The organism is Mesorhizobium monacense, from assembly GCF_056781675.1.
In genome coordinates, this window is the sequence record NZ_CM165567.1 from 4,642,966 (window position 1) to 4,669,268 (window position 26,303).

Consider the following 26,303-nt stretch of genomic DNA (forward strand, 5'->3'; position numbering starts at 1 on the left):
GCGCCAACACTCCAGATCTGGGTTCAGTCCATGGCCTTGCCCGACGACAGCCGCTACCTCAAGGGCGGTCCGGTTGCCCAGCGCATCATCGCCGCGGTGCGCGAGGATGCGGCGATCGCGCGAGCCGAAGGTTTTCCGCCGAAGCTGGTATCGATCACCGTCGGCGACACCGCCGCGGTCGACGTCTATGTGCGCAACCAGCGCGCCAAGGCGGAACTGGCCGGCATCGGTTTCGAGGAACGGCGCTTTGCCGCCGACATCACAGCCGGCGAGCTGGAAGCGGCGATCCATGGGCTCAACGCCGATCCGCGCGTCACCGGCATCATCATTCAGCGGCCGGTGCCGGCGCATATCCCGATCAAGACGCTGCAGGCGGCTGTGCATCCGCTCAAGGATGTCGAGGGCATGCATCCGGCCTCGATCGGCAACATCGTCTACAACCAGCTCGACCTGGCGCCCTGCACGGCTGCGGCCTCGGTCGAACTGCTGAAGGAAACCGGCCTCGACCTAAAGGGACTTGAAGTGGTGATCGTCGGCCACTCCGAGATCGTCGGCAAGCCGATCGCTTTCCTGTTGATGAGCGAAGGCGCGACGGTGACGGTGTGTCATCACATGACGCGCTCGGTGGCGGCGCATGCGCGGCGCGCCGATGCGCTATTCGTCGCCGTCGGCAAGCCAAGGCTGATCAAGGCCGACATGGTCAAGCCGGGTGCCGCGGTGATCGACATCGGCATCAATTCGGAGATCGGACCCGACGGGCAAAGCCGCATCGTCGGCGACGTCGACACCGACAGCGTCAGGGACGTGGCGTCCTGGATCACGCCTGTGCCGGGCGGTGTCGGCCCGATCACGGTCGCGATCCTGCTGCGCAACACGATGGTGGCACTCAACCGCCAGCGCGCGCTGTACAACGCGACCTACGGCGTGGCGGACAAATTTGCGGCGGAATAGACCCGCATCGAGCAGCCGGGTACGCCGTCACTCGGCGGCGATCAGCCTTTCTTCGGCAACGCCTGCCGGCTTCGGTCCGCCATAGGCCCAGTCGAGCAGCTTGATCGTGTGCACCACCGGCAGCTTCGCGGCTGAAGCGATCTGGGTGATGCAGCCGATGTTGCCGGTGGCGACAATTGAAGCTCCGGTCGCCTCGATGTTCCGGACCTTGCGGTCGCGCAGCTTGGCCGAGATCTCGGATTGCAGGATGTTGTAGGTGCCGGCCGAGCCGCAGCACAGATGTCCCTCGCGTGGCTCGCGCACGACGAAGCCGGCCCTGGTCAGCAGGTCCTTCGGCTGGCGGGTGATCTTCTGGCCGTGCTGCATCGAACAGGCCGAGTGATAGGCGACGACCGTGCCGGGCTTACGCACCGGCTCGGGCAGGTCGAGAGCGGCGAGGTACTCGGTGATGTCTTTTGCCAGCGCCGAAACGCGTGCCGCCTTTTCGGCATAGGCCGGATCGAGGCGCAGCATGAAGCCGTAGTCCTTGATGGTAGTGCCGCAGCCCGACGCGGTGATGATGATGGCATCGAGCCCACCTTGGTCGACGGCGCGCGTCCAGGCATCGACGTTCTGCCTCGCCGAGGCAAGAGCCGCATGCTCGCGGCCCATGTGGTGCACCAGCGCGCCGCAACAGCCCTCGCCGTCCGGCACCACCACCTCGACGCCGAGCCGCGTCAGCAGCGAGATCGTCGTGTCGTTGATCGCGGGGGCGAGCACCGATTGCGCACAGCCGGTGAGGATGGCGACGCGACCCTTTTTCGTGCCTTGCCCGGCATGGACGCCCGGAGACGCCATCGGCGATGCCGGGGGGATCGAGGCCGGAGCAAGCTTGAGCATGGCGCCCAGCGGCCTCAGCGCCGGGATCTTTTCGAATAGGCCGACAAAGGGTTTGCCGAGCTTTGCCAGCTTCAACGCCGTGCGAAAGCGCGCGGGATAGGGCAGCACGAAAGCCAGCATGGCGCGGATCACCCGATCAAGCAGTGGGCGCCTGTAGGTCTCCTGGATATGGGCGCGGGCATGGTCGACCAGATGCATGTAGTTGACGCCGGACGGGCAGGTGGTCATGCAGGCGAGGCAGGACAGGCAGCGGTCGATATGGGTGACGATCTGCCTATCGGCCGGACGACCGTTCTCCAGCATGTCCTTGATCAGGTAGATGCGCCCGCGCGGCGAATCGAGTTCGTTGCCCAATGTCACATAGGTCGGGCAGGTGGCAGTGCAGAAGCCGCAATGCACGCATTTGCGCAGGATCTTCTCCGATTCTGCGACATGCGGATCGGCAAGCTGGGCAGCTGAGAAATTGGTCTGCACTAGAAGTCCTTACCTTCTGAGCATGATCTTTTCCGAAAACCGGTCCCCACTTTTCGGGATCATGCTCTATTGCCCAAGGAGCCAGCTTTCCGGGTTCTTGACCGGCTCGCCGCGCTGCAGCGCCTGGATGCCCAGAATGCAGCGGGCGATGAACCAGACGGCGACCGCGAACATCAGCAGGAAGCCGATCATCACGAAGATCAGCACCATCGAGACCAGCGCGTAAAGCAGGCCGATCCAGAAGGTGCGGATCAGGAATGTATAGTGGCTCTCTACGAAGCCGCCGGCCTTGCCGCGATTGATGTAGGCCAGCACGATGCCGACAAGGCCGGTGATGCCTATGACAAGGCCGGCGAGATAGAGGATGTAGATGACCAGCGCGTTGGTCGCGCCCGGCTCCAGCCAGCGGTCGGTCTGGCGCGGTGTGTTCTGGCCTGGATTGGTGTTGCTCATGGTGCGGCTCCCTCCGTTGTCGGGTTCAGAGTAGCAGAGCCTGAGCCCGGCGCCATGCGGCCGGGGTTGAGGATCGCCTTGGGGTCGAATTCGGCCTTGAGGCGCGCCGACAGGGCCGCGAGGTGCGAGGCCTGCGGCTCGAACACCGGCACGGCGGCGCGATGCGAGAGAGCGGCACGCACCAGCGTCGCGTGGCCGCCGCCATGTTTGCGGATCAGGCCCCGCAACAGGCTCGCCTCGGGATCCCCCGCCTCCATGCGCAGCCAGATCAGCCCGCCCTGCCAGTCGTAGAAGGCGCTGACGCCGGCCTGCATGCGCAGCGTCAGCACCATCTGGTGCGCCTGAGACGGCGCCATCGAGACGCGCCAGACCGATTTTTCCGTGCCGTCGGCGAAGGGCACGCAATCACGGACATCGCGCCAGATGGCTTTGGAGGACGCGCCCACGATCTCCTGCAGCGGACCGGCCTTGCCGAGCAACTGCTTCAGCGCGGCGATGCGATAAGCGACCGACGGACCAAATCCCTCGACGCGTAGCAGCGTCGCGGGATCGCTGCCGAGCGTGCTTCCGGCGACGCGCGCGGCGACGCGTTCGGGCAGATGGGCGGCACTCGACACTTCAGCGCTGGAGCCGAGCGCCAGCGCCATGGCGGCGGTGGCGGCATCGTCGAGCAGGCCACGGATGGCGAGCGTCACCTCGGTCTCGGCAGCCGGCAGCACCTTGAAGGTGACGTCGGTCAGCACGGCCAGCGTGCCCCAGCTGCCCGCCATCAGCTTGGAGAGATCGTAGCCTGTGACGTTCTTGACCACGCGGCCGCCGGACTTGAAGGCCTCGCCACGGCCGGCAACCGCGCTGATGCCGAGGATATGATCGCGCGCGGCACCAGCCTTCAGCCGGCGCGGGCCGGAAAGGTTGGCGGCGAGCGTGCCGCCTATTGTGCCCTTGCCCGGCGCGCCGCCGAGCAGCGGGCCGTAGTCCATCGGTTCGAAGGCCAGTTGCTGACCGTTTTGCGCCAGGAGTTGTTCGATCTCGGCAAGCGGCGTGCCGGCTCTGGCCGACAGCACCAGCTCGGCTGGCTCGTAGAGGGTGACGCCGGTGAGTTTCGACAGGTCGAGCGTGTGCTCGCTCTGCTGCGGACGGCCGATGCCGCGCTTGGAGCCGTGGCCGAGGATTTCCAGCGGCGCGTCTTCCGCCGCTGCCCATTGGACGGTGGAGAGGACTTCGTCTGATGTGGAGGGGGTGAAGGTGGTCATGGGCGCGACGCACCCGCGAGTGCGGAGATGCCGCGTTCCTGGAACGCCGACATGTCGACCTGAGGCGCCATCACCCTCAAAACCTCGGAATGTCCGGAAACGCCACCTGCCCGCGATGCACATGCATCCGCCCAAGTTCGGCGCAGCGGCGCAGCTGCGGGAACACCTTGCCGGGATTGAGCAGATGGTTGGGATCGAAGGCGCATTTGACGCGCATTTGCTGGTCGAGGTCGATCTGGTTGAACATTTCCGGCATCAGGTCGCGCTTTTCGACGCCGACCCCGTGCTCGCCGGTCAGCACGCCGCCGACCTGGACGCAGAGGCGCAAGATGTCGGCGCCAAAGCTTTCGGCCTTGTCGAGCTCGCCCGGCACGTTGGCGTCATAGAGGATTAGCGGGTGCAGATTGCCGTCGCCGGCATGGAAGACATTTGCGACGCCGAGACCGTATTTTTCGGAGAGCTCGCGCATGCCGGCGAGCACGCGCGGCAGTTCCTTGCGCGGAATCGTGCCGTCCATGCAGTAATAGTCGGGCGAGATGCGGCCGACCGCGGGGAATGCCGCCTTGCGCCCGGCCCAGAAACTCAGCCGCTCCTGCTCTGATTGCGAGATGCGGCAGGTGGTCGAGCCGTTCCTGTAGGCGATGGCCTCGACAAGGCCGATCAGGTGGTCGACCTCGACGCCTGGTCCGTCGAGCTCGACGATCAGCAGTGCCTCGACATCGAGGGGATAGCCGGCATGGACGAAATCTTCCGCCGCGTGGATCGCCGGGCGGTCCATCATCTCCATGCCGCCGGGGATGATGCCGGCGCCGATGATGTCGGCGACGCATTGGCCGCCCTGCTCGCTGGTCGGGAAGCCGATCAAAAGCGCCCGCGCCGTCTCCGGCTTCTTCAGGATGCGCACGGTGACCTCGGTGACGACACCGAGCAGGCCTTCGGAGCCGGTCATGACGCCGAGCAGGTCGTATCCTTCAGAGTCCAGATGCCTGCCGCCCAGCCGCATCACCTCGCCATTCATCAGCACCATCTCGATGCCCAGCACGTTGTTGGCGGTGAGGCCGTATTTCAGGCAATGCACGCCGCCGGAATTCTCCGCGACGTTGCCGCCGATCGAGCAGGCGATCTGGGAGGATGGATCGGGGGCGTAGTAAAAGCCCTCCTGCTCGACGGCGGTGGTGATGCCGAGATTGGTGACGCCCGGCTGGGCGACGACGGCGCGGTTCGGAAAATCGATCTCGAGGATGCGGTTGAAGCGGCTCATGGCCAGCAACACGGCGTCCTCGAGCGGCAGCGCGCCGCCGGAGAGCGAGGTGCCGGAGCCGCGCGGCACGACACGGATGTTGCGGTCGTTGCAATATTTCAGCACGCGCGAGACCTGCGCCACCGTCTCCGGCAGCACGACGACCAGCGGCAATTGCCTGTAGGCGGTGAGGCCGTCGCTCTCGAAGGCGCGCATGGAGTTCTCGGCGTCGACGACGCCCTCGCCCGGCACGATGATGCGCATGTCGGCGACGATCTCGTCGCGCCGGCGCATCGTGGCATCGTCTGGCTTCGGCATGGCCAGGCCGGACATCAGCAGCCTCCATCGCTTGACTGGTAAAAATCTTTTACCAGCCGGAGGCATCTGTTGCAAACCCTGCTTTGGTCGAAATCGAAAGCCGGCCGCGGAACGGCCTTCCGCAGCGGCAATCTGCCGCTGCGCGCCGATCACATCTGTAGCAAGGTCGGCCGGCCTATTCGCCCGGATGTTTCGCCGGCTCGGAGTGCATGTGCCGCACGCGGCGCACACCCCACCAGACGAGCAGCACGGCAACCGGCACCGCAGCGGCGGTGACGACTTCGGGCGCAAACACATGGCCGAAGATCGAGGCACCCTTGGCGAGATAGGAGATGAGGCCGACGACATAGTAGGAGACGGCGGCGACGGAGAGACCTTCCACCGTCTGCTGCAGGCGCAGTTGCAAGCGGGCGCGATTGTTCATCGAGGCCAGCAGGTCGCGGTTCTGCTTCTCGACCTCGACATCGACCCAGGTGCGCAGCAAAGTGGTGGCGCGGGTAAGCTTGCGCGACAGATTGGCCTGGCGCTCCTCGACCGAACGGCAGGTGCGCATGGCGGGCGCGACGCGCCGCTGCAGGAAGCCGCCCCAGGTGTCGTAGCCGGGCACGGCCTCTTCCTCCAGCGCTTCCAGCCGCTCGACGACGATGCCGTCATAGGCGCGGCTGGCGCCGAAGCGGTAGAGGCTGGAAGCGGCATCAGCCTCGAGCTCCGCGGCAAGCTCGGTCAGGTCGGCGAGCAAAGTCTGGCTGTCGCGGGTCTGGGCGACCTTCATTTCCAGCGTGGTCTGCGCCAGCCTGTCTTCGATGCGGCGGGCACGGCCCGACAGCGTCAAGGCCAACGGCAGGCCGAGCATGGCCAGCGTGCGGTAGGTCTCGATGTCGATCAGCCGCTGCGACAGCGCGCCGGTCCGCGCCGGCGTCAGGCCGCGATCGAGCACTAGGATGCGGGTCAGGCCGTCGCCGTCCTGGCGGAAGTCGGTGATGATGGCGGCGTTGCCGCGCTCGACCAGCGAATAGCACAGGCTGGTGGGGTCGAAGCTGGCGATCAGCCTCTCGCTCGCCTGCGTCCATTTGCGGATTTCGAGCCTGATGCCGGAAATGACCGTTCCCGGCGGCGAAAACCCATTGCCGAAGGGCGAATCCTCCTGCGCCCTGCCGCTTTCGGCAAGCGGCCCTTCCCACAGATAGGTCGAGAATTCCGTATGCCGCTCCCAGCGCAGCGTGCCCTTGCCCCATTTCATGGCATGGTGGCGGGCATGACGGTCAGGCGCGGCGATGCCGAGGCGCCGTGACAGTTCGGAGAGCACGGCCATGTCGACGCCGGAACCGCCCTCGGTCATGAAGGCAAGCTGCACCAGCACGCGCGGCTTCTCCATCAGCGGATGCGGGCGGGCATGGACCTCGCCGAGCGCGCCCGGCCGTCCCTCATGCGCCGGAAAGCCCATGACGCTGCCTTGGGCGCGCGGCTGGAATTCGAGATTGGACGTCTCGTCCGACACGGCTGGTCCCCCTGTTTTCGACCCTTCGTGCAATGGCGTCCTCTAGAGGCAATCGCCAGAGGACGTAAACAGCAAAGTTTAGCAACAGCCAATATGCGAACGCGACCCGGGAACTGACCAGAACGGGCGAATTGGATAAATAATTTGACCAGTTGTCGACACTGGCTCTAATCTGCGCGACACCGGCAAGATTTCCCAGGCGCCCCTTTGAGCGACATTTTCTCCAGGATCGAGCATTCGCGCACCGCCGACGAGGTGGTGCAGCAGATCGAGAGCCTGATCCTCGAAGGCGTGCTGCGCACCGGCGATCGGCTGCCCGGCGAGCGCGAGCTGGCGCGCCAGTTCGAGGTGTCGCGGCCGATCCTGCGCGATGCGCTGAAATCCCTCGAGGGACGCGGCCTGCTGACGACGCGGCCAGGCGGCGGCACCCATGTCGCCGACGTCATCGGCCAGCTGTTCACCAAGCCGGTGACCGACCTGATCTCCATGCATCGCAAGGCTGTGACCGACTATCTGGAATATCGCCGCGAGATCGAGGCGATCGCCGCCGAATACGCGGCGCGGCGCGCCACCGCCGACGACCTTGCGCTGCTCGATCGCATCATGGCGCGCATGGACGAGGCGCATCGCACCGGCGACTTCGACGACGAGGCGGAAATCGACATCGAGTTCCATCATGCGGTCTGCGAATGCGCGCACAATATGATCCTCCTGCACACGTTGCGCTCCTGCTACCGGCTTTTGTCGGAAGGCGTGTTCCAGAACCGGCTGCTGGTGTTCACCGTGCCCGGCGCGCGCGAGGCGCTGCTTGCGCAGCATCGGGCGATCTACACCGCGATCAAGGCCGGCGATCCGGCCACTGCTAGGCAAGCGGCGATGGATCACATCTCCTATGTCGAGCGGTCGATGCTCGAGGCCGAGCGCAGCGGCGACTGGCAGCGTGTGTCGCGGCTTCGGCTCAAACAGCGCTCGGAAGCCGGCGAGGGCGCCAAGACAACGACCTAGCAGGGAAAGACCATGAGCAGCATTCTCACCATCGCCGATCTCAAGGATCTCGCGCGCCGGCGCGTGCCGAAGATGTTTTTCGACTATGCCGATTCCGGCGCCTGGACCGAGAGCACCTACCGGGCCAATGAGGAGGACTTCCAGAAGATCAAGTTCCGCCAGCGCGTGCTGGTCGACATGAGCAACCGCTCGCTGGAGTCGACCATGATCGGCGAGAAGGTGGCGATGCCCGTGGCGCTGGCCCCAACCGGCCTGACCGGCATGCAGCATGCCGATGGCGAGATGCTGGCGGCGCAGGCGGCGGAGGAATTCGGCGTGCCGTTCACGCTGTCGACGATGAGCATCTGCTCGATCGAGGATGTCGCCTCGGTGACGAAGAAGCCGTTCTGGTTCCAGCTCTACGTGCTGCGCGACAAGGATTTCGTGCTCAACCTGATCGACCGGGCAAAGGCGGCGAAATGCTCGGCGCTGGTGCTGACGCTCGACCTGCAGATCCTCGGCCAGCGCCACAAGGATGTACGCAACGGGCTTTCGGCCCCGCCCAAGATGACACTGGCCAACATTGCTGACATCGCGATCCGCCCGCGCTGGTGGATGGGCATGGCCGGCACGAAGCGTCGCACCTTTCGCAACATCGTCGGCCACGCCAAGGGCGTCGGCGACGTCGCTTCGCTGGCGTCGTGGACGACGGAGCAGTTCGATCCGCAACTGTCGTGGAAGGACGTGGCCTGGATCAAGGAACGCTGGGGCGGCAAGCTGATCCTGAAGGGCATCCTCGACAAGGAGGATGCGCTGATGGCGGCCCAGACCGGCGCCGACGCCATCGTCGTTTCCAACCATGGCGGACGCCAGCTCGACGGCGCGTCGTCGTCGATCGCCGTGCTGGAGGAGATCGCCGATGCGGTCGGCGACACCATCGAAGTGCATATGGACGGCGGCATCCGCTCGGGCCAGGACGTGCTGAAGGCGCTGTGCCTCGGCGCCAAGGGCACCTATATCGGCCGCCCCTTCCTCTACGGCCTCGGCGCGATGGGCAAGGACGGGGTCACCATGGCGCTGGAAATCATCCGCAAGGAGATGGATATAACACTGGCGCTGTGCGGGAAGCGCCTGGTGACCGACATGGGTAAGGATCAGCTCCGGCGCTAGGAGCTTGTTCACCGATTGGGCCTAGCGTCTCCCGTGACGGTTCCGTCGCGGAGACGCTTAAACCATTGACCCAGCCCGGCATTCACTTTCTCGACGCGCGCGCACCGCAGGACATGCGGCTTTACGCGATCGGCGACGTGCATGGCCGGCTCGACCTGCTCAGCGCCATGCATCGCAGGATCGAAAGCGAGATCGAACATAAGCCAACCGCCGACTGGCGCGTCATCCATCTCGGCGACTATGCCGACCGTGGGCCGGACTCCAAAGGCGTCATCGATTTCCTGATCGAAGCCCGCAAACGCGACCCGCGCCACCTGATGCTGGCCGGCAATCACGACATCGGCTTCCTCAATTTTCTCGACACCCCCGATGCGGACGGGCTGTTCATGCGCTTTGGCGGCGTCCAGACGGCGCTGTCCTATGGCGTGTCGCTGGCCGCGGACGCCAGCTGGTTCGGAAAGGCGGAGACGGTGCGACGGGGACATGCGGCATTGGTCGAGGCCGTGCCGCAGGGCCATGTCGACTTCCTGCGCTCGCTGCCGTTTTCAGTGACGTTCGGCGATTTCTTCTTCTGTCACGCCGGTATCAGGCCGGGCATCCCGCTCGAGCAGCAGAGCCCGCAGGACCTGATCTGGATCCGCGAAACCTTCCACGACCATCCCGGCCTTTACGAGAAGATCGTGGTGCATGGCCACACGCCGGTGCCGGAAGCCGAAGTGATGGCCAACCGCGTCAATGTCGACACGCTCGCCTGGCATTCAGGCAAGCTCACCGCGCTCGCCATTGACGGCGCGGACAAGCGTATCCTGACGGTGACTGGCGAAGGCGAAGGATTTTAGCGGAGGGCGGCGGTGACACCGTAGCCGTCGACGGCCTGATGGTTGTTGGCAGCATCGGCCGAATAGATGCCGAGACCGCACAGCACGATGGCAGACAGCATGACAAAGGACAGAAGTGCTGCTTTCACGGACGTCATCTCTTGTTGAGCTCGCTGCATCTGTGCACGAGGCGGTTACCAATGCGTTGAAACGAAAAATTCGTCTCAAAGTTTCGACGATTTCGCGCTTCTAGGCCGATTCTGTATCGGCCATGTGTCGCGCGGGTCACACAAAAGGTTCATCGCGGTTGCACGGAAGATGCAGAGCGCGCGCCTTCTATGCTGAAGGCCGGCCACAGACCAAGGATGAAAGGAGTTTTCCCTAGATGGAACCGGCGCCGCGTGCCAAATATGTCACGCTGCGCGGTCCAACGGTCGCGGCCGGCGTTGGGCGCTCAAATGGTCGCCACCCAGGCGCGGGCAATGGCGAGGCCGGCGGCGTCGGCATCCGGTCCGTTGCGGGCAATCTCGCCGTCGAGCCGGTCGTTCCAGTCGGGATGCCGCTCGGCAATGAGCGAAGCGAAGGACGTGCTCCAGTCGCGCACCATCGGGCGATCCGCCTCGAAATGGAACTGGAAGCCATAGACGGCACGGCCGATGCGGAACGCCTGGTTTTCGGCAATGGCGCTGCCCGCCAGCCGGACGGCATTGTCCGGCAAGACGAAGGTATCGTCGTGCCATTCGAAGATCGGGAATTTTTCGGGCAGTGACGCCAGCACCGGATCCGTCTTCGCCGCCGGCGTCAGCGACACCTTGTGCCAACCGAATTCGGTGGCGCCGCCGATCTGGTTCTCGCCGCCAAAGGCACGCGCCAGCAGCTGGCTGCCGAGGCAGATGCCGAGCACCGAGCGGTCCTTGTCGGCAAAGTCGCGCGTCAGGTCGAGCAGGCCGGGGAAATACGGGCAATTCTCGTCGTCGAGCGCGTTCTGGGCGCCGCCGAGCACCACCATCGCATCGTGCCCGGCCGCATCGTCCGGCAACGGGTCGCCTTGATACGGTCGGCGCAGGTCGATATCGGCGCCCGCCTCGACAAGGGCCGCACCAATCTGGCCAAGCCCCTCATTGTCGAAATTCTGGACGACCAGGACTCGCATCGAAAACCTGCTGACATGAAAACGATGCAGCGAGCGATATCATGGCGCCAGCATTGCAGCCAAGATGCGCATTCGGGGAGAAGGCTATGCCACTGCAGAACCGGGTCGATCCGTTCGGCGCCATCCACGCTGTGCCCGAACGCGGGCTGTTCACCGGCAATCGCGGCATCATCCATGACCCCGATACGAAGTCGCTGCTCAGGAAACGCTGGGCCTTGCCGGCCTGGATCATCTGCGTGTGCCAACTCCGCAATGCGCGGCGCGAGCCGATGGGCCGCAACCGGGCGGGTGGCAAGGCAGGCTGGACCGAACTGTTCTTCCTCGACGAGGTGACGGCGCTCGCCGCCGGGCATCGGCCCTGTTTCTTTTGCCGGCGTGAGCGGGCGAGCGATTTCGTACGGCGCTTCGGCGAGGCGTTCGGCATTGACGAGCCGCGCGCGCCGATGGTCGACAGGCGCCTGCACAAGGAGCGGTTGGCCTCGGGCGGCCAGCCGCCGTCCATCGAAGCGGAAGACCTTATTGGCCTACCGGACGGGACGATGGTCGCGGATGGCGCCTCTGCCTATGCCCTGCGCGCCGGCAAGGCGCTTCGCTGGTCGTTCGCGGGCTATGGCGATTCGAAGGACTTCGACAGTATGGTCGGCCGAAAGCTTGGCCTCGTCACGCCGGCGACCACCGTTTCGGTGCTGCGGCAAGGCTATCCGCCTGTCTGGCATCCTTCCGCCGATACTTGACGGCAACCCTCGCCTCGCCCATTCCTCGGCGATGCGCGCCAATTACAAGATGCAGCGGCTGTTCGTGCCTGACGATCTCGGAGCAGAGATCGAATTCGATGCCGGCCAGCAGCAAAGCCATTATCTGATGCATGTGCTGCGGCTTGGCGAAGGCGCCGAGATCCTGCTGTTCAATGGCCGCGACGGCGAGTGGTCGGCGGCGATCGCCGCGAAGTCCAAGAAGGCGGTGCGGCTCAAGGTGCTCGCCCTGCAGCGGCCGCAGCCGCCGCTGCCCGACCTCGTCTACTGCTTCGCGCCGCTGAAGCAGGGGCGGCTCGACTATCTGGTGCAAAAGGCGGTGGAGATGGGCGCCGGCATCCTGCAGCCGGTCATTACCCAGCACACACAAGTGGCGAAACCCTCCATCGATCGGCTGCGGGCCAATGTCGTCGAGGCGGCCGAACAATGCGGCATCCTGGCGGTGCCGGAGGTGCGGGAGGCCGAGAAATTCGAACACCTGCTCAGCGGCTGGGACAAGGAACGACGGCTGATCTTCTGCGACGAGGATGCCTCGACCAACAATCCGCTGCCGTCGCTTCAGGCGGTGCGGGACAAGAAATTCGGGCTGCTGGTCGGGCCGGAAGGCGGCTTTTCCGACGACGAGCGCAAGATGCTGCGGGCGCTGCCGTTCGTCACCGCCATTCCGCTCGGGCCGCGCATCCTGCGCGCCGATACGGCGGCGGTGGCCGCCCTTGCCGTGATGCAGGCGACGATCGGCGACTGGTGATCAATTCCACTTGACCTGTGGCTCAGGATTTTTCGCTTGATCGGCTGCTGACATTTCGTCCATCTAGCGCCCGGCGGTTGTCCCCACCGCCGCGGAGGGCTTTTCATGGCGCGCGACACAACCGATTTCCGGCCGATCGAAGGCGTCGACGAACTCGTCGAGCACCTGGCCGAAGGCAACAAGCCACGCGACAAATGGCGCATCGGCACCGAGCACGAGAAATTCCCCTTCTATGTCGACGGCAACGCGCCGGTGCCCTATGGCGGCGAGCATGGCATCCGCGCCATTCTCGAAGGCATGCAGGAAAAGCTCGGCTGGGATCCGATCATCGATGATGGCCGTATCATCGGCCTGGTTGAGCCGACCGGTCAGGGCGCGATCTCGCTGGAGCCCGGCGGCCAGTTCGAACTGTCCGGCGCGCCGCTGGAGTCGATCCACCAGACCTGCCGTGAGGGCAATGCGCATCTGGCGCAGGTGCGCGAGATCGCCGAACCGATGGGTATTCGTTTCCTCGGCCTTGGCGGCAGCCCGAAATGGTCGCTGGCCGACACCCCGAAAATGCCGAAATCGCGCTACGAGATCATGACGCGCTACATGCCGAAGGTCGGCACCAAGGGTCTCGACATGATGTACCGCACCTGCACCATCCAGGTGAACCTCGACTTCGAGAGCGAGGCGGACATGCGCCGCAAGATGCAGGTCTCGCTCAAGCTGCAGCCGCTGTCGACGGCGCTGTTCGCCAACTCGCCCTTCACCGAGAGCCGGCCCAACGGATTGCAGAGTTGGCGCGGCGACATCTGGCGCGACACCGACAACCAGCGTTCGGGCCTGCTCGAATTCTGCTTCTCGCCCGATTTCGGCTTCGCCGACTATGTTGAATGGGCGCTCGACGTGCCGATGTATTTCGTCATTCGCGACGGGCACTATCACGACATGACGCACGTCACCTTCCGCCAGTTCATGGCCGGTGCCGCCCGCACGCAAGTGCCCGACGGGCTGCCGACGATGGGCGACTGGGCGAACCATCTGTCGACGCTGTTCCCCGACGTCAGGCTGAAGCGCTTCCTTGAAATGCGCGGCGCCGATGGCGGGCCGTGGCGGCGTATCTGCGCGCTGCCTGCCTTCTGGGTCGGGCTGCTCTATGACGAGGCGGCGCTCGACGCCGCCGAGGCGCTGACTTCGAGCTGGACCTACAAGGAGGTTCTGGCGATGCGCAATGCGGTGCCCGAGCACGGCATTGCCGCGCCCTTCCGCAACACGACGCTGCGCGAGATCGCCCGCGACGTGCTGGTCATTTCGCGCCTGGGGCTGAAGAACCGCGGCAAGAAGAACCGCGACGGCTATGACGAGACCTCGTTCCTCAACACGCTGGATGAAGTCGTGGCGCGCGGCACCACCAGCGCCGAGGAAATGCTTTCGGCCTACCACACGCGCTGGGGCGGGTCGATCGAGCCGGTGTTTATGGAATACGCGTACTAGCCCTGCGGGGGTTGGCCCGGCCGCCTGACAGGTAAAAGCCGCTTCAATCGGCGGTGGAAACGAACTAGGTTTCTCCCAAGAGGATTTCCGGAGGAGAGACCTATGCCTTCCTTGTTCGACATATTGGCGCAGGCCCAGAACGGCAATGGCATGCAGGCGCTTGCCCAGCAGTTCGGGCTTTCCATTCAGCAGACGCAGTCGGCGGTCGAGGCGCTGCTGCCGGCCTTTTCGCAAGGGCTGCGGCGCAACACCGCCGACCCCTATGGGCTCGGCGCCTTCATGACGGCGATGGCGAGCGGCCAGCACGCCAAATATTTCGAGGACGCAACCAGGGCCTTCTCGCCACAGGGCCTTGACGAAGGCAACGGCATTCTGGGGCATCTGTTCGGCTCCAAGGACCTGTCGCGCGCCGTGGCCAGCCAGGCGGCGCAGGCGACCGGCCTCAGCCAGCAGGTGCTGCAGCAGATGCTGCCGGCCATGGCTTCGATGATGATGGGCGGACTGTTCAAGCAGACCACCAACCAGATGCAGGCAGGCGGTTTTGGTGGCGGCGGCAATCCGCTCGGCGAGATCATCGAGCAGATGATGCGGCAGGCGGGCGGCGGCGCGCAGGCGCCGCAGCCGCAGAGCCCGATGGACAACCCGCTCGGCAAAGTGCTGCAGGACATGTTCGGCGGCGGCGCGCAACAGCCGCAAAGCCAGCCACAGCAGGCGCCCAATCCCTATGGCGACAACCCGCTCGGCAAGGTGCTGCAGGACATGTTCGGCGGCGGTGCACAACAGCCGCAGGGCCGGCAGACGCAGCCGCAGCAGACTGAGAGCCCGTATGGCGACAACCCGCTGGGCAAGATGTTCGAGGAGATGCTGCGGCAAGGCGGTGGCGGCGGTTTCGGCATGCCGGGCGGCCAGCCAGCGCCGCAGGCGCCGCAGCCGCGCCAGGCACCGCAGCCGCAGGCCAATCCGAGCGGCAGGCCGAGGAACCCGTTCGACGATCTGTTCGGCAAGATGTTCGAGACCGGCGCCCAGCAGCGCGACGACTATCAGAAGGGCATGGAATCGATCTTCGACCAGTTCAAACGCGGCATGGACCGGCGGTAGCCCGGAAGACGCGAAAAATGACCCTGGGCGAACTCGTCGTCAGTTGTGCGATGGGCGCGGCGGGACTTGGGGTTGTCTATTCTGTAGTTCGATACGATCTGGTTGATCCGCGCGACGCTCCTGGCTACCGGGACATCCGCGACGCCCTAAGGCATGGCAAGCCGCTTCCATCACAATGGAAACGCTTCGATGACAACAATCGTGTCGGCTATGCCATACTGGTTTTGAGCTTTTGGGTCTTTGGGACCTTGATCTTTGCTCACAACTGGCTCGCCCAGTTTATCGACCAGTTCTGAGCCAAAAAAGAAAAGCCCGGTCCTTGGGAGGACCGGGCAGGATGCAGGCGGGCCGGCGGGGAACCGGCAGGGAGTGGGAAGCCTGCGATAAACGTTGGTCGCGCCGAACCTCAAGAAGGTTCATGAGCATCCAAACAGCAAGCAACAGCGATCAGGCCACCTTGCGGGCGAGATCCTCGATCGTATCGATCCGGTCGCTCACGATCGAACGCAGCTTCGCGGTCGGATCGCGGCCGAACGGCAGGTCGATGGCGACGTGCAGGTCGCCGCGCGTCAGGCCGATATCGGCAAGCTCGGCGTCCGACATCTCGCCGAGGCGATAGAAGGCCCGGCGGTTTTTCCAGGCTTGGTAGGCGTTGGCGACCGCATTGATCACGCGCGTCGCAACGGCCGGACGCGTGGTGATGCGCGAGGTCTCGGTGGCGAAATCATACGTGGTCATGTCGATCTCCTTCAGATTCGAACAGACGAAGCCGGCCGATCGGCGCTGGAGCACAGCGCCGTTCCGGTCTCGATTCACATGCCTTCATGTGGACAATGCGAATTTGCCACGGCCCGATTGATTAATCCAACGAATGTTTCTAATCTTTAGCATCAACAACAATGATGGATTGACCCGATGAAAGCGCCGCTCGATCTCGATCAGTTGCAGACCTTCATCTCGATCGCCGATACCGGCAGCTTCACCCGCGCGGCGGAAGAGGTGCACCGGACACAATCGGCGGTGTCCATGCAGATGCGCCGGCTGGAGGAGCGGATCGGCAAGCCGCTGTTCGAAAAGGACGGGCGCACCAACAAGCTGACGGAGGAAGGCGACAAGCTGCTCTCCTACGCGCGACGGCTGCTCTATCTCAACCGCGAAACGCTGGCTGCCTTCGACGACCGGCGGCTGGAAGGCACCATTCGCATCGGCACGCCGGACGACTATGCCGACCGTTTCCTGCCGGAAATCATGGCGAGGTTCACGCGCTCCAACCCGCGGGTCGAATTGACCGTCATCTGCGAACCGACGCCGGGGCTGGTCGAGCATATCAAGCGCGGCAACCTCGACCTGGCACTGGTGACGCACAACGACACGCGCGGCCAGTCCGAAGTGGTGCGGCGTGAGCCGCTTTTGTGGGTCACTTCGGCCAACCACGCGACGCATGAGCAGGAAATCCTGCCGATGGCGTTCGGCCGGCCGAATTGCATCTGGCGGCGCGCCGCCGTCGATGTGCTCGACCGGCAGGCCCGCGAATACCGCATCCTGTTCACCAGCTTCTCGGCCACCGTCATCACCGCCGCAGTGCTGTCAGGCCTGGCGATTTCGGTGCTACCGGAATGCGCTCTGCGGCCAGGCATGCGCGTGCTCGGCGAAGCCGACGGCTTCGGCACCCTGCCTGACTGCCGCATCGGCATCATGCGCGGCCAGACCTCGCAGCCGGAGATCGTCGATGCGCTTGCCCGCCACATCTCGGAAAGCCTCGACAACATTTCCGTGCCGCTCGGCGAAGAGACGGGAAGCTTCGATTTCGCCGCGCTCGCCTTTGCGAAGATGAAGCGGACCAAAGCGAACCAGATCCTGCCCGGCTGGTAGAGTTCCCTGTTTCTTGCATGTCGCCCAAAATTCTGGGCTCTTGGGTGACATGCATCAGGCGCGGGCTGCGGCCGGCTCCTGATCGCCGCCGGGCGAGATCCCCGGCAGAGCCAGCAACTGGGCCGGCTCCAGCGGCGGCGAGAGTAGAAAGCCTTGCAGCTGCCGGCAGCCCATGGCGACCAGCAGTGTCTTCTGCGCCTCGGTCTCGACGCCCTCGGCGGTGACCTCGACCTCAAGCGCGATCGCGAGATCGATCAGCGCCTTGACGATCGCCGCCGAATTGCCCTCGCCGTCGAGAAGCCGCACGAAGGAGCGGTCGATCTTCAACTTGTCGATGGCATGGCGGCGCAGATAGCCGAGCGACGAATAGCCCGTGCCGAAATCGTCGAGCACGATGCCGACGCCCGACTGGCGCAAAGCGGCCAGGGCCGCCCTTGAGGTGTCGTTGTTCTCCAGCAGCACGCTTTCGGTGATCTCGAGTTGCAGGCGCTGCGGCGCCAGGCCGGTCTCGGCGAGGATCGACGCGACCTGTTCGGGAAAGCCAACGTCGCGCAATTGCAGCGGCGACACGTTGACGGCGAGCCATCGCAGTTCGGTGCGCACTGCGAAGCGACAGGCTTCGAGCAGCACCCATGCACCAAGCTGACCGATCATGCCGCGCTCTTCGGCGATGGCGATGAATTGTGCCGCCGGCAACGCGCCGTGGACCTCATGGCCCCAGCGGATCAGCGCTTCCGCGCCCAGGATGGTCTTGCCGTTGGTGGCGAAGACAGGCTGGTAGGCCAGCTTGATGCCAGTTCCGCCATTCAGCGCCTTGCTAAGCTCGCTCTCGACCTTGCGCTTGCGCAGCAGAAGGTCGTCCATGTCGCCGGCAAACACCTGATGCCTGCCGCGGCCGTTCTTCTTGGCTTCGTAGAGCGCGATGTCGGCCTTGCGCAGCAGATCGTCGGCATCGGCATCGGCGCCGGCCGAGAGCGAAATGCCAATGCTGGCGCTGACGAAGACCTGGTCGTCCGTCAGCTTGAACGGCTCCTGCAGTTTCTGCTGCAGCCGCTCGGCGATATCCTCGGCAGCTCTGATATCGCGGATGTCGATGAGGATCAGGGCGAATTCGTCACCGCCCAGCCGCGCCACGGTGTCGACTTCACGGATCGTGTGCTGAAGCCTGGCCGCGGTCTGGCGTACGAGTTCGTCGCCCGCCGGATGGCCGAGCGTATCGTTGATGTGCTTGAACCGGTCGAGATCGATATAGAGCAACGCCACCCTTCCCGTATCGTGGCCGGTCGTGAGCAGGGCCCGCCGCAGCCGGTCCTCGAACAAGGCCCGGTTGGGCAGGCCGGTAAGCGTGTCGTGGAAAGCGAGATATTGTGCCTGGTCCTGGCTGGTCTGCAGCGCCGACGAGGCGCGGCGCAGGCGGCGCAGCAGAAATGCCAGTACGCTTGCCGCGAGCAGCAACCCAACGACCAAAGCGGGAGCTGTCTTGCGCACCAGCGTCAGGCCGGGGCGCTCCTGGTCCCAGCCGATATAGCCAAGGATGACACCCCGCGAATCCATTAGCGGGATGGTTGCCGAGGCGGCCGGCTGCGAAAGCGGCAATAGATGCGCGCTGGCCAGCAGGTACTTTTCGGCAATCCTGCCGATGACCGCGTCGTTGATGAATTCCACCGACACGTGCAGATATTCGCTGCCCGGCTCCTGCGTGAGCCGGTCCGTGCTCGGCACCAGCGGCATGACGCTGAGGATGGCGGGCTTGCCCCCAAGCGACACAAGATCCTGGGCGACCATCTTGGCAGGCGCGTCGGACGTGTCATCCTTCGGCGGCTGGGCGATCATGCCGCGCAGCTTTGCGATCGTAGGCTGGATGGCGGGCTCGTCCTCGCCATAGACGGATGGGTCGAGCACCTTGCCCTCCCGCATGACATGGACCGGACGGTTGGCGGCGTCGAGTAGGTAGACGCGATCGTGGCCGTAATAGGAATACATCCAGACGCTGAGATTTTCCTCTATCCAGCTCTCGTTGCCGGCCTTGGTGTTGATCACGGAATCGTCCCAGACGGTGACGCTTTCCTGCTCGCGCACGACCGCCGCGATCTGATCCTTCAGGCCATTGGCGAAGAAGATCTTCTGCCGTTCGAGCGAGACATGATCGGCCTGGGCGGTGGCGTAGATGCCAAAGCCGACGACCATCGCCAGCGCAAAGGCGGCGAGCATCAGCACTGTCAGCGTGACCTGGTGCGTCAACGGGCTGCTGTTTGGGCGTGCGCTCATGCGTCCTTGGCCGTTTGAGTGGCCCTCACTCAAAGCAAATCAGGCTTAAGATCGCGTTATAATATTAGCGAGGATTGATCCCTCGCCTTGACGCAGGCCGATAACCGCTCCCCAATCGAGCCATGAGCGAAGCATCCGAATCACGCACCAACGCCACCGAATACACGGTGAGCGAGATTTCCGGCGCGCTGAAGCGCACGGTCGAGGACGTCTTCGGCAATGTGCGGGTGCGCGGCGAGATATCGGGCTATCGCGGACCACACTCCTCCGGCCATGCCTATTTCGCGCTGAAGGACGACCGCGCCCGGCTCGACGCGGTGGTGTGGAAAGGCACGATGAGCCGGCTGAAATTCCGTCCCGAGGAAGGGATGGAGGTGATCGCCACCGGCAAGCTCACCACCTATCCCGGCAAATCCAATTACCAGATCGTCATCGACAATCTCGAGCCCGCCGGCGCAGGCGCGCTGATGGCGCTGCTGGAGGAACGCAAACGTCGGCTGCAGGCCGAAGGCCTGTTCGATGCCGGCCGCAAACGGCGGCTGCCGTTCATGCCGCGCACCATCGGCGTCGTCACCTCGCCAACGGGATCGGTGATCCGTGACATCATCCACCGCATCAAGGACCGCTTTCCGCTGCATGTGCTGGTCTGGCCTGTCAGGGTACAGGGCGAGACAACGGGCGCGGAAGTGACCGCCGCCGTCAACGGCTTCAACGCGCTGGCGTGGGATGGCGCCATTGCGCAGCCCGACCTTCTGATCGTGGCGCGCGGCGGCGGCAGCCTCGAGGACCTCTGGGGCTTCAACGACGAGGGCCTGGCCCGCGCGGTCGCCGCCTCGCGCATTCCGGTGATTTCCGCCGTCGGCCACGAGACGGACTGGACGCTGATCGATCTCGCCGCGGATGTGCGGGCCCCGACGCCGACGGGCGCGGCCGAGATCGCCGTGCCGGTCAAGGCCGATCTCGAGGCGACGCTTGCCAGCCTCGGCGCGCGGCTCAAGGCCGCGGCCTCACGTAATTTCGAGCGCAAGCGCCAGGCGGTGCGCGCGGCGGCGCGGGCCCTGCCCTCGCCCGACCAGCTTCTGGCGCTGCCGCGCCGGCGCTTCGACGAGGCGACGAGCCGGCTCGGCCGAGCGCTTTCGGTCAGCATCGAGCGCAAGCGGGCGCGGGTTGCCGGGCAGCGGCTGACGCCGGCCACTTTGTCCCGACGCATGAACGAGGCCCGCACGCTGACCGGCCGCGACCTTGCCCGGGCGCAGGCGGCGTTCTTCGCCATTGTGCGCGAACGCAGGGCCCGCTTTCAGCGCACCTCGACCAGGCTTTCGCCGGCGCCGATTGCCAGGCGGCAGAAACTGCAGGCGGATGCGCTCGCCGGGCTGACACGACGGCAGGACCAGGCGGTTGCCAGACAGCTGGACCGCCTGCGTGGAAAATTGACGCAAGCCGATCGGCTGCTGGCGACGCTGTCGCACAAGGCCGTGCTGGCGCGCGGCTTCGCGCTGGTCAAGGATGCCGACGGCGCGGTGATCAAGCTGGCGGCGGAGGTGGCGCCGGGGGCAGCGCTCTCGCTGGAATTTGCCGACGGCAGCGCGGGTGCGATCGCGACCAGCGGCACGGCGCGGCCGAAGACGATCGACAAGCCGGCCGCCAAATCCTCCGCCACCAAACCGAAGGAACCGGGCAATCAGGGGTCGCTTTTTTAGAGGACGGCATGACCGGATTCGATCCGCATCTTCGGACGCCATCGGGCAAGCCGCGCGCCCGCGCCTTCGGCATCCCGTTCGATGGGGCGCCGGGCCGCTTCAACGCCATCACCGACGTATCAGGCGTTTCGGTTGGCTACGCAACGCTAGTCTCAGGCGACGGGCCGCTTAGAGTAGGCACGGGGCCAGTGCGCACCGGGGTGACCGCCGTCCTGCCGCGGCCGCTCGGCGAACTCGCCACACCGGTGTTCGCCGGCGTCTTCAGCCAGAACGGCAATGGCGAATTGACGGGATCGCACATCATCGAGGAAACCGGCGCCTTCAACCTGCCTGTCACCGTCACCAACACCCATTCCTGTGGCGTTTCGCGCGACAGCACGCTGCGCTGGATGCAGCGCGTGCTGCCGGCGGCACTTGACAGCGCGTGGGGCCTGCCGGTGGCGGCCGAGACCTATGACGGCTTCCTCAACGACATCAACGGCCATCATCTGAGCTTCGAACATGTCGAAGTCGCGCTCGATGCCGCTGCTGGCGGGGCGATCGAGGAAGGTAGCGTCGGCGGTGGCACCGGCATGATCTCATTCGGCTTCAAGGCCGGGTCCGGCACGGCGTCGCGTGTCGTTGCATGGCAGGACAGCCGCTACACGGTCGGCGTGTTCGTGCAGGCGAATTTCGGCAAGCGGTGCAATTTCACCCTTCGCGGCCTGCGGGCCGGCCTCGATCTCGCGGAGCCGGAGATCCGCGAAGGCACGCCGCGCACTGAGAAGGGTTCGATCATCGCCATCCTCGCCACCGACGCGCCGTTCCTGCCGCATCAGATGAAGCGGCTGGCGCGGCGGGTGCCGCTCGGCATCGCCATGACCGGCGGCTTCGGCTACCACAGCTCAGGCGACATTTTTCTCGCCTTTTCGACCGCCAATCCGGAAGCCGCGCTGGCGCCGTCAGGGCGGATGGCCAACGCCGATTTCATACCGGACGTCGATATCGACCCGTTCTTCGACGCGGTCATGCAGGGGGTGGAGGAAGCGATCCTTAATGCGCTGGTCGCCAATGAGGATATGACCGGCCGCGACGGCAATTTCGTGCCGGCGCTGCCGAAGGCCTGGCTTCAGGCCAAATTTCCAAAGGGATAGGCGCCCGCAAAGGGCTGCCTTGCCCGACCCTGCGGCCGGGCGCGTCGTCAGGGCCTGCCCGAATTCGCTTCGCGCTCTTCTGCCTCGGCCGCCTCTTCGAGACGCGACGCAATCAGTTCCTGGATGTCGCCAACCTCTTCCTGGATATCCTCCAAGGGTATGCCGGCCTCAGCAGCCTTGGCCGCACATTCCCTGGCAAGGGTCTCGGCCTGCTTGTCGATCTCCGCCGGCACGGGCTGGCAATGGACCTTCTCGCCAATCCACCCCTGCAAAAACTCGATCGCATGTTCACTCATACTGCTGCTTCCCTAGCGGCTAAGCCGGTTGGTAATCATAAACGTCCGCATCCCGCAAAGGATGCATGTTCCCATTCCAACCGAGTCGGCGCCGCCCGGCAAGCCGGTCGTGCCCAAGGTCCACAGAGGCGAAGGAAGAAGGTTCAAGGAGCACGTTCTGACTGTTGAGGATAATGGAACTGTTGCCTGGGATCGTTAGCGATCCGACGCGCTGTTTCTATTTGCTTTTCCCCGGCCTTCAAGGCCGATTTGCATCACAATAGGTGTCACAACATGTAGCACGTTTACAGCGCCTTCACGGACACAACCCAAGGTGAGCCGTCGAAGCCGCCGCTATATAGTGACATCGCCACGCAATGTCGACTCTGCTCGCTACCCTGTTCTTCCGCCGCGCTGAGGGCTGGTGCCAGTCAGCCACCTCGTCAATGCCCGTGGCTTTGTCGGGAACTCGGATCACGGTCGCGATTTACCCGATATCCACGCATCAGGGTGGTGGCGTCGTTCTATGCCGTGCGAGCGGGCTGACTTTGTCGTCATCGGCGGCGGGCCGGCAGGTGCCGCGGCAGCGCTGACGTTGCGTCGCCACGTGCCCGGACGGCGCGTGGTGCTGTTCGAGGCGGGGCGGCGCGACCGGGCAAAGCCGGGCGAGATATTGCCGGCAGTGGCGCAGGGGCTGCTGCGCCAGCTCGGGGTCTGGGCGCCGTTCGTTGCCGCGGGTTTGTTGGGCTGCCCGCCGTGAATGCCTATGCGCCACCTTCATCGTCGTCGTCACCCGTTCTCGTGGCTCCAGTCGAACTGGTAGGCTTCGCCCGGCGCGAATATCAGCGGAACATAGTCATCGGCGGCTGCGCCGCCCTACTCGAACGGCTTCAGCCTGCGGCCAAGGTCGGTGGGCCCACCAGCCGGGTGATAGGTCCCTGCCGCTTGCGGAAGGTGCGATATGCGATCCGACGTGTGCGCTGTTTGGTCGGCGCAGTGGATTCTGACATTGAGGACGGTCCTTTGCCGGTGCTAAAGTATCCCGCGCTCACTGTTTTGCATTCGCATCGTCTCCAGCGCCTGGCCCCAGGCGACGAGGTCATCGAGCATGGCGTTGACCGCCGCCGCCTGATGCGGACCGGGCTTGAACGCGGAAAAATTCTCGAAATCGGTAAAAAGAGATAGCGCGACCTGGGCCCGCACGGCGGCAACCTTGATCTCGCCCATGATCAGTCGCAGATGCTCGACGGCGCGCGTTCCACCTACGCCGCCGTAGCCGACAAACCCGGCGGCCTTGTCATTCCATTCGCGGAACAGATAATCGATCGCGTTCTTGAGCGCGCCTGATGTCGAATGGTTGTACTCGGGCGTGACAAACACGAACGCATCGAAAGTCGCGATCTTCGCGGCCCAGGCTTTGGTGTGCGGCTGTGCGTACTGACCCATCGAGGGAGGAAGCGCTTCGTCGAGAAGAGGCAGGTCGAAAGCCGCGATGTCCACGACCTCGAAAGAGGCATCGCTCCGCTCCGCAGCGATGCCGTGGACCCAGCGTGCGACAACCTCGGCCTTGCGGCCGGGACGGGTGGTTCCGATGATGATCGCCACATTCAGCAAATGTCTTCTCCTTGAAGCAAAGGCAGTTCTAAACCGAGGCCAAGATGCGCCGCTGTTCAGACAGACTGCCGGCCACCGCACGTGCGGGCGCGGTCGGCGCACACTCGGGGGTAGTTGTACCGGTCCGCCGCTAGTACGAAAATCCAAACAATATTGAAAAGTCTATTCAGAATTTTCGCCATGCCAACCTGATTGATGCCGCAACGCCTCAGGCCATGACAGTGCGTGGCTCTACCAAGCGGTCTCGCCGCCGTCGACCGGGTAGTTGGCGCCTGTGATGTAAGACGCCCGGTCAGAAGCGAGGAAGGCCGCGAGTTCCACTAGCTCCGCGGGCTGACCGAAGCGCTTGAGAAGCGTCTTTCTGGTTATCGCGTCCCGGGCCGCCTGGTTGTCGCCAAGGTCGCGGTCGGCGGCCGGGGTCAGGAACGGCCCGGGACTGATCGCCACCGCACGGATCCCATGGCGTGCGCCTTCGAGCGCTAATTGTCGCGTCATGGCGATGACGCCCGCCTTCGCTGCGACGTGCCCGACCATCAGGGGGGCCTCGTGGGCGATCATGCCTGCCGCGGACGCGACGTTTATGATGACACCGCCACCGCGCCGGACAAGGTGCGGCCATGCGAACTTCGACACGAAGAAGGGAATGTCGAGCTCGCCAGCTATGGTCGCTCGCCAGTCATCGATAGAGAAGTCGGGCATCGGACCGAAGTATTGTATGGCAGCGTTGTTGTAGACCACGTCGAGCCCGCCGTAAGCGGCCGCGGCATCCTCAACCATCTTCCGCGCCTGTTCGGGGTCGGTGAGATCGATCGGCGCGATACCGGTCATCTCACCGCCGGCGCGACGTATGAGCTGGACCGTCTCGTTGTTGGCATCAACCTTGATGTCGCACCCGACAACCTTTGCGCCTTCTCGCGCAAAGGTCTGTGACGCGACGCGGCCCAGACCTCCTCCGGTGCCGGTGATCAGCACAACCTTCTTGTCGAGTATTCCCATAGGTTCCTCCCGGTCTGAACTGTCTCAGGCGTGCAGGCCCCCCTCCGGGGAAGCTAGGACTTCTCAGAACTCGACAAAATCCGTATAAAACTGGAAGTCCTTTTCAAGGAATTCGAAATGCGGAGTCCAGCCACACCGAGCGTCGATCAGCTTCTGGTGCTGCTTACAGTGGCCGAAACGGGAAGCTTTACTGCCGCCGCCAAACGCCTGGGGCGCGCCACGTCCGCCATCAGCTACGCGATCGACACGCTGGAACAACAGCTCGGTCTTTCGCTGTTCGATCGTGGAACGACGCGCAAGCCGAAGCTCACGCAACATGGCGAAGCGATCCTGTCAGAAGCCCGGGCGGTTGCCCACAGCATCGAGACATTGCGCGCGCGAGTCCGGGGATTCCTCGATGACCTTGAACCCGAAGTGTCGCTTGTGGTCGACAGCATGCTGCCAGGCGATCGGCTGACAAGGTTGCTTGGTGAATTCAACGCCCAGTTCCCCACGGTGCCAATTAGGCTCTTGGTGCAGACCCTTAGCGGGGTCGAGCGGGCGGTCCGAAACGGTCATGCTCGAATCGGCGTGGGAAGCCAACTGCACATGGACATGACGGGATTTCGCCGCATCGACATTGAAAGCGTCCAGATCATTCCCGTGGCTTCGCCTGATCATCCTCTGGCTCAGGCGAGCAAGGCTGCTCCACGGCAGGCAAGCGATTTCGTCCAGCTTGTTCTTTCAGAGCAACCGGCGGGGGAAAGCCGGGACTTTGGCGTTGTCAGTCTCAATACCTGGCGCATCGGTGATCAAGCAGCGAGGCACAAGATTCTCCTCGCCGGACTCGGATGGGCCGGAATGCCGGAGCCGATCGTTCGCGCCGATATCGCATCCGGAAGGCTCGTGCGACTGAACCTTCCCGACTGGCGTGGTGGAGAATATACCCTGCAGGCCGTACACATGACCGATACTCCGCCGGGTCCAGCCGGACGGTGGCTGATCGAGCGATTGGTCACGCTGTCGGACGGGGGCGAGGCGCCTATCCAGGAAATTGCAAAGCCGACCAAAGCAAAGCGCGCCACCCGGACTAGGCCTGCCGAGCGCCGGCCGGGCAGCAACTGATGGCGCGCCCAATGGAGCCTGGCCGTTGTCCTGCCGGTCAACTTGATGCGGTTTCCCTACGGTCAACAGTACC

General features: G+C 64.6%; 26 protein-coding genes. 14 read left to right on the forward strand and 12 right to left on the reverse strand.

Annotation, left to right across the window (positions count from 1 at the left end; all coding sequences use genetic code 11):
• Positions 1-30 precede the first annotated feature (30 nt).
• Complete coding sequence (locus AC1RUK_RS22400) at positions 31-951, forward strand: bifunctional 5,10-methylenetetrahydrofolate dehydrogenase/5,10-methenyltetrahydrofolate cyclohydrolase (protein WP_481838903.1); 921 nt, start codon at positions 31-33, stop codon at positions 949-951.
• Between the two features lie 27 nt (positions 952-978).
• On the opposite strand, the gene glcF is transcribed toward AC1RUK_RS22400, so the two are convergent.
• From glcF to AC1RUK_RS22425, 5 genes are all read right to left on the reverse strand, one after another.
• Positions 979-2,304, reverse strand: coding sequence for a glycolate oxidase subunit GlcF (gene glcF, locus AC1RUK_RS22405; RefSeq protein WP_481838902.1), 1,326 nt, complete (start codon positions 2,302-2,304; stop codon positions 979-981).
• Positions 2,305-2,370: 66 nt separating this feature from the next.
• Positions 2,371-2,757 (reverse strand): DUF4870 family protein, encoded by a 387-nt coding sequence (locus AC1RUK_RS22410; RefSeq protein ID WP_436170905.1) that lies wholly within the window; start codon positions 2,755-2,757, stop codon positions 2,371-2,373.
• The gene (gene glcE, locus AC1RUK_RS22415; RefSeq protein WP_481838901.1) at positions 2,754-4,010 is read right to left on the reverse strand and encodes a glycolate oxidase subunit GlcE; all 1,257 of its coding nucleotides are present in this window, start codon (positions 4,008-4,010) and stop codon (positions 2,754-2,756) included. The genes AC1RUK_RS22410 and glcE overlap by 4 nt, the downstream gene beginning before the upstream one ends.
• 76 nt (positions 4,011-4,086) lie before the next feature.
• Positions 4,087-5,583: an FAD-linked oxidase C-terminal domain-containing protein gene (locus AC1RUK_RS22420; protein ID WP_481838900.1), complete on the reverse strand. Its 1,497-nt coding sequence runs from the start codon at positions 5,581-5,583 to the stop codon at positions 4,087-4,089.
• 160 nt (positions 5,584-5,743) lie between these two features.
• On the reverse strand, positions 5,744-7,066 hold the full coding sequence (locus AC1RUK_RS22425) for a DUF3422 family protein (protein ID WP_481838899.1): 1,323 nt from the start codon (positions 7,064-7,066) through the stop codon (positions 5,744-5,746).
• Positions 7,067-7,273: 207 nt separating this feature from the next.
• Here AC1RUK_RS22425 and AC1RUK_RS22430 point away from each other — a divergent pair, with 207 nt between their 5' ends.
• The 3 genes from AC1RUK_RS22430 (at position 7,274) to AC1RUK_RS22440 (ending at position 10,059) form a co-directional block, all read left to right on the forward strand.
• Positions 7,274-8,071 (forward strand): FadR/GntR family transcriptional regulator, encoded by a 798-nt coding sequence (locus AC1RUK_RS22430; RefSeq protein ID WP_481838898.1) that lies wholly within the window; start codon positions 7,274-7,276, stop codon positions 8,069-8,071.
• Positions 8,072-8,083: 12 nt separating this feature from the next.
• Positions 8,084-9,220, forward strand: a complete 1,137-nt coding sequence (locus AC1RUK_RS22435) for an alpha-hydroxy acid oxidase (RefSeq protein WP_481838897.1) — start codon at positions 8,084-8,086, stop codon at positions 9,218-9,220.
• A 65-nt stretch (positions 9,221-9,285) separates the two neighbouring features.
• Complete coding sequence (locus tag AC1RUK_RS22440) at positions 9,286-10,059, forward strand: metallophosphoesterase (RefSeq protein WP_481838896.1); 774 nt, start codon at positions 9,286-9,288, stop codon at positions 10,057-10,059.
• Here the strand turns inward: AC1RUK_RS22440 and AC1RUK_RS22445 are convergent.
• Together AC1RUK_RS22445 and AC1RUK_RS22450 are read right to left on the reverse strand one after the other, a co-directional pair.
• Positions 10,056-10,187, reverse strand: coding sequence for a hypothetical protein (locus AC1RUK_RS22445; RefSeq protein ID WP_280110155.1), 132 nt, complete (start codon positions 10,185-10,187; stop codon positions 10,056-10,058). The two genes, AC1RUK_RS22440 and AC1RUK_RS22445, sit on opposite strands and share 4 nt — an antisense overlap.
• 305 nt (positions 10,188-10,492) lie before the next feature.
• Positions 10,493-11,191 carry a type 1 glutamine amidotransferase gene (locus tag AC1RUK_RS22450; RefSeq protein WP_481838895.1) on the reverse strand — a complete coding sequence of 233 codons (699 nt, stop codon included), beginning with the start codon at positions 11,189-11,191 and terminating at the stop codon, positions 10,493-10,495.
• Between the two features lie 86 nt (positions 11,192-11,277).
• Between AC1RUK_RS22450 and AC1RUK_RS22455 the strand changes: the two genes are divergently transcribed.
• The 5 genes from AC1RUK_RS22455 to AC1RUK_RS22475 all read left to right on the forward strand — a co-directional run bounded on the left by AC1RUK_RS22455 (position 11,278) and on the right by AC1RUK_RS22475 (position 15,564).
• Positions 11,278-11,925, forward strand: coding sequence for a hypothetical protein (locus tag AC1RUK_RS22455; protein WP_481838894.1), 648 nt, complete (start codon positions 11,278-11,280; stop codon positions 11,923-11,925).
• A gap of 31 nt (positions 11,926-11,956) precedes the next feature.
• Positions 11,957-12,691 carry a 16S rRNA (uracil(1498)-N(3))-methyltransferase gene (locus AC1RUK_RS22460; RefSeq protein WP_481838893.1) on the forward strand — a complete coding sequence of 245 codons (735 nt, stop codon included), beginning with the start codon at positions 11,957-11,959 and terminating at the stop codon, positions 12,689-12,691.
• 105 nt (positions 12,692-12,796) lie between these two features.
• A complete protein-coding gene (locus tag AC1RUK_RS22465) occupies positions 12,797-14,170 on the forward strand; it encodes a glutamate--cysteine ligase (protein WP_481838892.1) in 1,374 nt (457 codons plus the stop codon).
• Positions 14,171-14,272: 102 nt separating this feature from the next.
• Positions 14,273-15,268: a DUF937 domain-containing protein gene (locus AC1RUK_RS22470; protein WP_481838891.1), complete on the forward strand. Its 996-nt coding sequence runs from the start codon at positions 14,273-14,275 to the stop codon at positions 15,266-15,268.
• Positions 15,269-15,285: 17 nt separating this feature from the next.
• Positions 15,286-15,564: a hypothetical protein gene (locus AC1RUK_RS22475; RefSeq protein WP_436170893.1), complete on the forward strand. Its 279-nt coding sequence runs from the start codon at positions 15,286-15,288 to the stop codon at positions 15,562-15,564.
• 151 nt (positions 15,565-15,715) lie between these two features.
• Here AC1RUK_RS22475 and AC1RUK_RS22480 read toward each other — a convergent pair whose 3' ends face one another.
• Positions 15,716-16,006, reverse strand: a complete 291-nt coding sequence (locus AC1RUK_RS22480) for a DUF1127 domain-containing protein (protein ID WP_436170892.1) — start codon at positions 16,004-16,006, stop codon at positions 15,716-15,718.
• Between the two features lie 177 nt (positions 16,007-16,183).
• On the opposite strand from AC1RUK_RS22480, the gene AC1RUK_RS22485 reads away from it, so the two are divergent.
• The gene (locus AC1RUK_RS22485; RefSeq protein ID WP_481838890.1) at positions 16,184-17,140 is read left to right on the forward strand and encodes a LysR substrate-binding domain-containing protein; all 957 of its coding nucleotides are present in this window, start codon (positions 16,184-16,186) and stop codon (positions 17,138-17,140) included.
• 54 nt (positions 17,141-17,194) lie between these two features.
• Here AC1RUK_RS22485 and AC1RUK_RS22490 read toward each other — a convergent pair whose 3' ends face one another.
• Complete coding sequence (locus AC1RUK_RS22490) at positions 17,195-19,408, reverse strand: bifunctional diguanylate cyclase/phosphodiesterase (RefSeq protein WP_481838889.1); 2,214 nt, start codon at positions 19,406-19,408, stop codon at positions 17,195-17,197.
• A gap of 122 nt (positions 19,409-19,530) precedes the next feature.
• On the opposite strand from AC1RUK_RS22490, the gene xseA reads away from it, so the two are divergent.
• On the forward strand, positions 19,531-21,108 hold the full coding sequence (xseA, locus tag AC1RUK_RS22495) for an exodeoxyribonuclease VII large subunit (protein WP_481838888.1): 1,578 nt from the start codon (positions 19,531-19,533) through the stop codon (positions 21,106-21,108).
• Between the two features lie 8 nt (positions 21,109-21,116).
• A complete protein-coding gene (locus AC1RUK_RS22500; RefSeq protein ID WP_481838887.1) occupies positions 21,117-22,241 on the forward strand; it encodes a DmpA family aminopeptidase in 1,125 nt (374 codons plus the stop codon).
• A gap of 47 nt (positions 22,242-22,288) precedes the next feature.
• Here AC1RUK_RS22500 and AC1RUK_RS22505 read toward each other — a convergent pair whose 3' ends face one another.
• Positions 22,289-22,537, reverse strand: a complete 249-nt coding sequence (locus AC1RUK_RS22505) for a hypothetical protein (protein ID WP_481838886.1) — start codon at positions 22,535-22,537, stop codon at positions 22,289-22,291.
• A 403-nt stretch (positions 22,538-22,940) separates the two neighbouring features.
• On the opposite strand from AC1RUK_RS22505, the gene AC1RUK_RS22510 reads away from it, so the two are divergent.
• Positions 22,941-23,276, forward strand: coding sequence for an NAD(P)-binding protein (locus AC1RUK_RS22510; protein ID WP_481840109.1), 336 nt, complete (start codon positions 22,941-22,943; stop codon positions 23,274-23,276).
• A 272-nt stretch (positions 23,277-23,548) separates the two neighbouring features.
• Here the strand turns inward: AC1RUK_RS22510 and AC1RUK_RS22515 are convergent, their stop codons facing one another.
• Together AC1RUK_RS22515 and AC1RUK_RS22520 are read right to left on the reverse strand one after the other, a co-directional pair.
• On the reverse strand, positions 23,549-24,121 hold the full coding sequence (locus tag AC1RUK_RS22515) for an NADPH-dependent FMN reductase (RefSeq protein WP_481839425.1): 573 nt from the start codon (positions 24,119-24,121) through the stop codon (positions 23,549-23,551).
• A 240-nt stretch (positions 24,122-24,361) separates the two neighbouring features.
• Positions 24,362-25,126, reverse strand: coding sequence for an SDR family NAD(P)-dependent oxidoreductase (locus AC1RUK_RS22520; RefSeq protein WP_481838884.1), 765 nt, complete (start codon positions 25,124-25,126; stop codon positions 24,362-24,364).
• Between the two features lie 117 nt (positions 25,127-25,243).
• Here AC1RUK_RS22520 and AC1RUK_RS22525 point away from each other — a divergent pair, with 117 nt between their 5' ends.
• Positions 25,244-26,230 (forward strand): LysR family transcriptional regulator, encoded by a 987-nt coding sequence (locus AC1RUK_RS22525; RefSeq protein ID WP_481838883.1) that lies wholly within the window; start codon positions 25,244-25,246, stop codon positions 26,228-26,230.
• The last annotated feature ends 73 nt before the right edge of the window (positions 26,231-26,303 follow it).